Annotated in this window: 4 protein-coding genes and 1 pseudogene; 2 read left to right on the top strand and 3 right to left on the bottom strand. The window is 67.5% G+C overall.

Annotation, left to right across the window (positions count from 1 at the left end):
- Positions 1-138 precede the first annotated feature (138 nt).
- The gene (locus AX669_RS06825) at positions 139-1,308 is read right to left on the bottom strand and encodes a YihY/virulence factor BrkB family protein (RefSeq protein WP_006944521.1); all 1,170 of its coding nucleotides are present in this window, start codon (positions 1,306-1,308) and stop codon (positions 139-141) included.
- A gap of 112 nt (positions 1,309-1,420) precedes the next feature.
- Here AX669_RS06825 and glgX point away from each other — a divergent pair, with 112 nt between their 5' ends.
- Positions 1,421-3,541 (top strand): glycogen debranching protein GlgX, encoded by a 2,121-nt coding sequence (gene glgX / locus AX669_RS06820; RefSeq protein ID WP_062257431.1) that lies wholly within the window; start codon positions 1,421-1,423, stop codon positions 3,539-3,541.
- Between the two features lie 121 nt (positions 3,542-3,662).
- On the opposite strand, the gene AX669_RS14210 is transcribed toward glgX, so the two are convergent.
- Both AX669_RS14210 and AX669_RS06810 read right to left on the bottom strand, forming a co-directional pair.
- Positions 3,663-5,057 carry a PPK2 family polyphosphate kinase gene (locus AX669_RS14210; RefSeq protein WP_156444950.1) on the bottom strand — a complete coding sequence of 465 codons (1,395 nt, stop codon included), beginning with the start codon at positions 5,055-5,057 and terminating at the stop codon, positions 3,663-3,665.
- 186 nt (positions 5,058-5,243) lie between these two features.
- Positions 5,244-6,422: an alpha/beta hydrolase gene (locus AX669_RS06810; protein WP_062257430.1), complete on the bottom strand. Its 1,179-nt coding sequence runs from the start codon at positions 6,420-6,422 to the stop codon at positions 5,244-5,246.
- Positions 6,423-6,699: 277 nt separating this feature from the next.
- Between AX669_RS06810 and AX669_RS06805 the strand changes: the two are divergent.
- Positions 6,700-7,162: pseudogene (locus tag AX669_RS06805) on the top strand (ATP-dependent DNA ligase); the annotation flags it as partial.

Genomic DNA, 7,162 nt, shown 5'->3' with positions numbered 1-7,162 from the left:
CGGCGACCTCAACCTTGGCAAGGTTGCGCTCTACCAACTGAGCTATGTCCGCCTGCTACTGCGCTGTCGCGCTGCAACGAGAGGAAACACTAACCGATGCTCACGTTCACGCGCAACGTGGGCGGCGCGGATGCCGCGTCACGCGCTGCGACGCTGCGCCATGTCGTCGGGGCGAGCAGACTCGGCGGCGGCTTCGCCCTGCGTCACCACGCCACCGTCGGGCCGCGCCCCACGATCCACCACGGCAGCTCGCTCGCCGTACGGGCGCCCATGCCTGGCGCCGGCCGACGTCTCGTTCTCCTGGTCGTACGGGGCGTCGTCGCCCGCTCGTGAACGCACCTTGGCCACCTGTTCCTCGATGAGCCCACGCGTCCGCGCACGCACTCCGACGGGCGCGGCGGCGACCGGCCACAGCCGCGCGACGGCACTGTTGAGCGCGGCACCGATGAGCACGGCGATCGACAACGAGTACAGCCAGATCAGCGCGATGATCGCTGCCGCGAGCGGGCCGTAGATCGAGATGCCGCCGACGGACGCCGACAACCAACTGCGCAGGAACAGCGAGATGATGACCCAGGCGATGAGGGTGAATCCGGCGCCGGGCAGGTCGCGCACCCATGGCGTGCGCACAGGTGTCGCGATGTAGTAGAGCGTCGCGAACCCGACGATCGTGATGGCGCCGACGACGGGCCAGTACAGCGTCAGCAGGAACAGCAGACCGGGCGGCAGCATGCGTCCGAGCAGATCCGGGCCGATGACGATGAGTGGCAGCACGGCGCCGATGAACAGCAGCGAGACGAAGTACAACGTCACCGACAGCGCACGGGCGCGCACGATGCCGCGCACGCCGCCCTGGCCGTACATGATCGAGATGGTGTCGACGATGACGTTGATCATCCGCGAACCGGACCACAGCGACAGCAGGAAGCCGATGGAGACGACGTCGGGGCGTCCGCCCTCGAGCGCGTCGTGCAGCGTCGGCATGACGACGTTCTGCAGCGCCTCCCCCGACAGGATCCCCTCGAGGTAGCGCTCGATCGAGCGGACGATGTCGTCCACGGTACGTCCGCCGAGGGCGCCGCCGACGTAGCCCATGACGCCGAGCAGGCCGTAGACGAGCGGCGGGAAGGACAGCAACGCGAAGAAACCCGCCTCGGAGGCGAGGCCGGTGACGCGGTAGCGCATGCACTGACGCAGCGTCTCGAGCACGAGGCGGCACACGGCGTAGAGGCCGGGCACGCGGCGCGCCACGCGGCGGGCGCGGGTACGCAGCATCGACGGTTGATCCTGCTCCGCCTGCTCGCTCACCCGAGCACGTTAGCGGCGTTCGTCGCGGAAGGCGGGGAGGCTCGCCGCAGCCGTGTCCACGCCCGAACCGGCGTGCGACGAGCGCGTCCTACTTCATGGTTAGGTAGACGCCATGGATATCTGGCCGGGCAAGCCCTACCCCCTCGGTGCCACGTTCGACGGCACCGGCGTCAACTTCGCAATCTTCTCGGAAGCGGCCGAGAAGGTCTTCCTCTGCTTGGTCGACGACGACATGGTCGAGACGCGCATCGAGCTGACGGAGGTCGACGGCCACGTCTGGCATGGTTACGTGCCGAGCGTGCAGCCCGGTCAGCGGTACGGCTACCGCGTCGAGGGCCCGTACGACCCCGAGAACGGGCAGCGTTGCAACGTCAACAAGCTGTTGCTCGACCCGTACGCGAAGGCGATCGAGGGTCAGATCGACGGCGACGAGTCTTTGTTCAGCTACTACTTCCTCGAGCAGGACAAGCGCAACGACGACGACTCGCTCGCTCACACGATGCTGAGCGTCGTCATCAACCCCTACTTCGACTGGGGTCACGACCACCCGCCGCAGCACGAGTACCACCAGAGCGTCATCTACGAGGCGCACGTCAAGGGTCTGACGATGACGCACCCGGACGTGCCGGAGGAGATCCGTGGCACGTACGCCGCGATCGGTCACCCCGCGATCGTGCAGCACCTCGTCGACCTCGGCGTGACGGCGATCGAGCTCATGCCGGTGCACCAGTTCGTTCAGGACACGACGCTCGTCGAGAAGGGCCTGACGAACTACTGGGGTTACAACACGATCGGCTTCCTCGCGCCGCACAACGCGTACTCGGCGAGTGGTGAACGCGGTCAGCAGGTCACCGAGTTCAAGGCGATGGTCAAGGCGCTGCATGAGGCGGGCATCGAGGTCATCCTCGACGTCGTCTACAACCACACCGCCGAGGGCAACGAGAACGGCCCGACGCTGAGCTTCCGCGGCCTCGACAACGAGAACTACTACCGCCTCGTCGACGACAACAAGGCGCACTACTTCGACACGACGGGCACGGGCAACTCGTTGCTCATGCGCAGCCCGCACGTGCTGCAGCTCATCATGGATTCGCTGCGGTACTGGGTCAACGAGATGCACGTCGACGGTTTCCGCTTCGACCTCGCTGCGACGCTCGCGCGTCAGTTCCACGAGGTCGACCGGTTGAGCGCCTTCTTCGACATCATCCAGCAGGATCCGGTGATCAGCCAGGTCAAGCTCATTGCCGAGCCCTGGGACGTCGGTGACGGCGGCTACCAGGTCGGCAACTTCCCGCCGCTGTGGACGGAGTGGAACGGCAAGTACCGCGACACCGTGCGCGACTACTGGCGTGGTGAGCCGGGTTCGCTCGGCGAGTTCGCCTCCCGTCTCACTGGTTCGAGCGACCTGTACGCGCACTCGGGGCGTCGACCGATCGCGTCGATCAACTTCGTCACCGCGCACGACGGCTTCACGATGCGCGACCTCGTCAGCTACAACGAGAAGCACAACGACGCCAACGGCGAGGGCAACAACGACGGCGAATCGCACAACCGCAGCTGGAACTGCGGCGTCGAGGGCGAGACCGATGACGCGAGCGTGCTCGCGCTGCGGGATCGTCAGATTCGCAACCACCTCGCGACGCTCATGCTGAGCCAGGGCGTGCCGATGCTGCTGCACGGTGACGAGCTGGGACGCACGCAGGGCGGCAACAACAACACGTACTGCCAGGACAACGAGATCTCCTGGATCGACTGGGATCTCGACGACCGTCGCCGTTCGTTGCTGGAGTTCACGCAGCAGCTCATCGCGTTGCGTCGTACGCACCCGGCGTTCCAGCGTCGACGCTTCTTCGCCGGCGACGCCGAGCACGGTGGGCGCAGCGACTGGGGCGACATCGTCTGGTTCGGCGCGAACGGTGAGGAGATGCAGGACGGCGACTGGGCCTCCGGAGCCGGCACGATCATGGTCTACCTCAACGGTGACGCGATCCACGCGCAGGATGCGAAGGGCCAGTCGGTCGTCGACGACCACTTCCTGCTGCTGTTCAACCCCGGCCACGACGAGACGCACTTCGTCATCCCCGAGGTCGTCAAGAAGGGTTCGGAGTGGAGTTTCGCCATCTCCAGCCTGCCCGAGGACGCCGAAGCAGGCGTCGAACTGAGCGGCGGCGACACCGTCAAGCTGCCCCCGCGCACCCTCGCGGTGCTGCAGGCGCCACGCACAGAGAGCTGACGAACGCATGACGAGGGGCTGACCGGTTCGATCGAACCGGTCAGCCCCTCGTCATGTTCGTCTTCTCGTGCCTGGCGCGCCGCCGGCCGTGCTCGTACGGACCCGGCCCGCGGCGTGTACGTCAGAGCTTCTCGAGGCGAGCGCGCTGCTCGGGGACGTCGAACGTCGCCTCCGGCCACTCGAGGGCGAGGGCGCGCAGGTGCTCGAGGACGAGCTGCTGCACAGCAAGACGCGCATACCACTTGTTGTCGGCCGGGACGACGAACCACGGCGCGACGTCCGTCGACGTCTTCTCCAGCAGCGCCTGGTAGGCCTCCTGGTACTCACTCCAGTAGGAGCGTTCGACGAGGTCGCCCGGGTTGAACTTGTAGAACTTCTCCGGGTCCTCGAGACGCTCGGCAAGGCGCGCCTTCTGCTCGTCGGCGGAGATGTGGAGCATCACCTTGATGATCGTCGTGCCATTCGCGACGACCGACTCCTCGAACGCGTTGATCTGGCCGTAGCGACGCATCCACACCGGTCGCGAGACGAGGTCGTGGACACGCACGACGAGGACGTCCTCGTACTGGCTCCGGTCGAACACCCCGACATAACCGGGCTTGGGCAGCGCATTGCGGATGCGCCACAGGAACGGATGCGCTTGCTCTTCCTTCGTCGGCGTCTTGAAGGCCGTCAGCTCGACGCCCTGTGGGTCCATCGTGCCGACGACGTGACGCATGATGCCGCCCTTGCCGGAGGTGTCCATGCCCTGCACGAGCAGCAGGACGCTGCGCCCGCCGGGGTGACGCTCGCTCGCGTAGAGCCGCTCCTGCAGGTCAGCGAGCTCGTCGCCCGTCTTGCGCATGACCTTCTCGGCCTTCTTGGGCCCGCCGTCGAACGCGGGCGTGGACGACGCGTCCAGGTCGGCGAGGACGAACCCCTCACCGACGCGCAGCGCCGAGGCGAAGTCGCTCTTGACGGCCTTGAACTTCTTCGTCTCCTTGCGCGTCGCCTTGTCACGGCCGACGTTCGCGATGACCTCCTCGGCCTGCTTGAGACGAGCCACCTTGGCGGGCGCAAGGCGAGCCGTGCTCGTCGACGTGTCGACGTTCTTCGCCTCGGACGTGGCGTCGGACGCCGACTTCTCCGCCTTCTTCTCGCCCTTCGCCGTCGGTGCCTCCGCCTCGGCGGTCTTCGACGTGGCCGCCGTCTTGGCCGCGCTCGCCTCGGACTTCTTCGTCGCCTCGGACTTCTTCTTCGCGTCGGACTTCGCCGTCGTGTCAGCCGACTTCTTGCTCGAGGACGACTTCTTCGACGCCTTGCCAGCCGACTTCTTCTTCGGCTGCGCGTCAGACGTCGTGGTCTTCGTGGACGCTCCCCCGGCGGCCGTGGTCTTGGCGGACGTCTTCGACGACGTACCCGCCTCCTTCGCCGACTTGGTCGTGTCGCTCTTGGTGGCGGCCTTCGACGACGAGGAGGCGCTCTTCGCTGCCTTCTCGGGCGCCTCGGGCGACTCGCTCTTGGCCTTCTTGGACATACCAGTCATCGTGGCAGACCCGACCGGCGTTGTCATGCACTTCGCTTCCGCACGGACAAACGATTCGGTGAGATCACGGTGATCCGTTGGGGCGCAACGCTTTCGAAGGACGCCAATTCAACGCTCGTCGGCGACAGAGCGACCACCACCCGCTCGTTCCGCAGCGATCAGGCGTGCGAACGGCCCTCAGCGAGCGAGGAACTCGCGGACGTATCGCTCCCAACGGGCCGGGTCGGTGTTCCACTCGCGCACATGTCGGGCCTGCTCCCAGCGCTGCCAGGTGACGATGTCAGGGCGCAGCCGTGCGAGCTGCGCGCTCGGTCCGTAGGGCACGAACTCGTCGTCGACGGAGTGGATGACGAGCATCGGCTTCGTCAGCTCGTCGGCGCGCGCGACCCAGTTCGTCAGCGTGACGTCGATCGCCTGCGCGAGCCCCGTCATCCGCCGGCTCGATCGGCTGCCGCCCAACAGACGTGCCGCGAGGTCGGCGAGGCGCGGATGCAGCCGATTGGCGCGCGCATGGTGAGCCATGACGTCGGCCCAGTCGAGCACCGGCCCGTCGAGGACGACGCGACGCACCGCCCCCGCGTGGCCGCTGCGCGCGAGTACCTGCATGACGATCGCGCCGCCCATCGACCAGCCGAGCAGGTCGATGCTGCGCGCGCCCTCCCGCAGCGCGAACTCGAGGGCGAGATCGACGTCTTCCCACTCGGTGAGTCCGAGGGCGTACTTGCCGTCGCTGCTGGCGGGCCCGTCGGAGTCGTTGCGGTAGCTCGGGATGATGCACGAGATGCCGAGGTCGGTGAGCACCGGGACGGCGCGCAACGTCTCCCCGCGACGGGCGCCGCGGCCGTGGACGAGAACCGCCCAGCGGGTGCCGTCGCCGGCGCGCGTCACCCATGCCGGCGCGCGGCCGTTGACGGTGGGAAGCGCGAGTTCTTCGGTTCGGATGCCGTACGCGTCCTGGGGCGAACCGTCGACGTACCAGCCGCTCCAGCGGGCGGGGCCCGGGAGGAGCTCGCCGCGCGTGACGGCGTCGACGGCCCGGATGACGCCGCCCGCGTCGGTGTGACCGAGGATCTCGCCGATGCGAGCGTGGCCGCGTTCGTCGTCCCAGTACAGCCCGTAGCGGCCGGGCGCGAGGGATTCGACGCTCGACGCGAAGACTGCGCTCGTGGCCACCCCGTCGAGGCCGTGACGGACGGTCAGGACGTCCGCGTCGTTCGGTTTTTCCTTCTCAGGTGTGACGAGCTTGCGCGCGAAGACCGCCGCGATGGTGACGGACGCCGCGCTCGTCGTCGCGGCGAGCGCCGCGCCCGTTCCGAGACCGAGCACGACGGACTGGCGGCTACTGAGACGCTTCACTCTTCAATTGTTTCATCGCGGCGGCCTCACGCCGTCGGGCGCCTTCAGCTGCCTCGAGCGCCCCGTTCGTTCATCGGTGATCGAGGGTGTTCGTCGCGCCGACCTCCCCGCTGTCGGGACGCTTCTGGTTTCGGCGACCGCTCGTTCGTTCACTCGTGGCCGGGGTGTGCCGCTGCGCGCGTTCCGGTCGTGATGGTCATGAGTGACGCCTCATCTCGGATCGGAGCAGCGCCGAAGCACGGGCCGCGGCGACACGGATGGGGCGACAATGGGTGGCATGAGCTTGCCCATCACACTGCCCGTCCAACCGATGCTCGCGAAGGCCGTCACGAGCGTGCCGGAGGGTGACGAGTTCACCTACGAACCGAAGTGGGACGGTTTCCGCTGCATCGTCGCGCGGGACGGCGACGACGTCGAGTTGCACTCGCGCGGCTCGAAGTTGCTGACGCGCTACTTCCCGGAACTCGTCGAGGCGCTGAAGTTGGCGCTGCCCGAGCGTGTCGTCCTCGACGGTGAGATCGTGCTGCGTCAGGGCTCGCCCGGGCATGAGCGGCTCAGTTGGGACGCGCTCAGCGCACGCATCCACCCCGCCGCGTCGCGCATCGAGAAGTTGGCCGCAGAGACGCCGGCGCAGTTCGTCGCGTTCGATCTGCTCGCCGAGGGCGACGACGACGTCATGGGCGAGCCGTTCGAGAAACGTCGCGCACGTCTGGAGGCGCTGTTCGCGCAGTGGCCGACGA

It is taken from the genome of Dermacoccus sp. CCH2-D9, from assembly GCF_001556795.1.
In the GTDB taxonomy this organism is placed as follows: domain Bacteria; phylum Actinomycetota; class Actinomycetes; order Actinomycetales; family Dermatophilaceae; genus Dermacoccus; species Dermacoccus nishinomiyaensis.
The sequence above is the reverse complement of the archived record's forward strand: the minus strand, read 5'-3'. Positions and strand labels throughout refer to the sequence as shown.

What these genes read in the sequence shown, in the direction of transcription:
- AX669_RS14210 (WP_156444950.1), bottom strand. Translation starts at nt 5,057, where the DNA reads ATGTCCAAGAAGGCCAAGAGCGAGTCGCCCGAGGCGCCCGAGAAGGCA.
- glgX (WP_062257431.1), top strand. Translation starts at nt 1,421, where the DNA reads ATGGATATCTGGCCGGGCAAGCCCTACCCCCTCGGTGCCACGTTCGAC.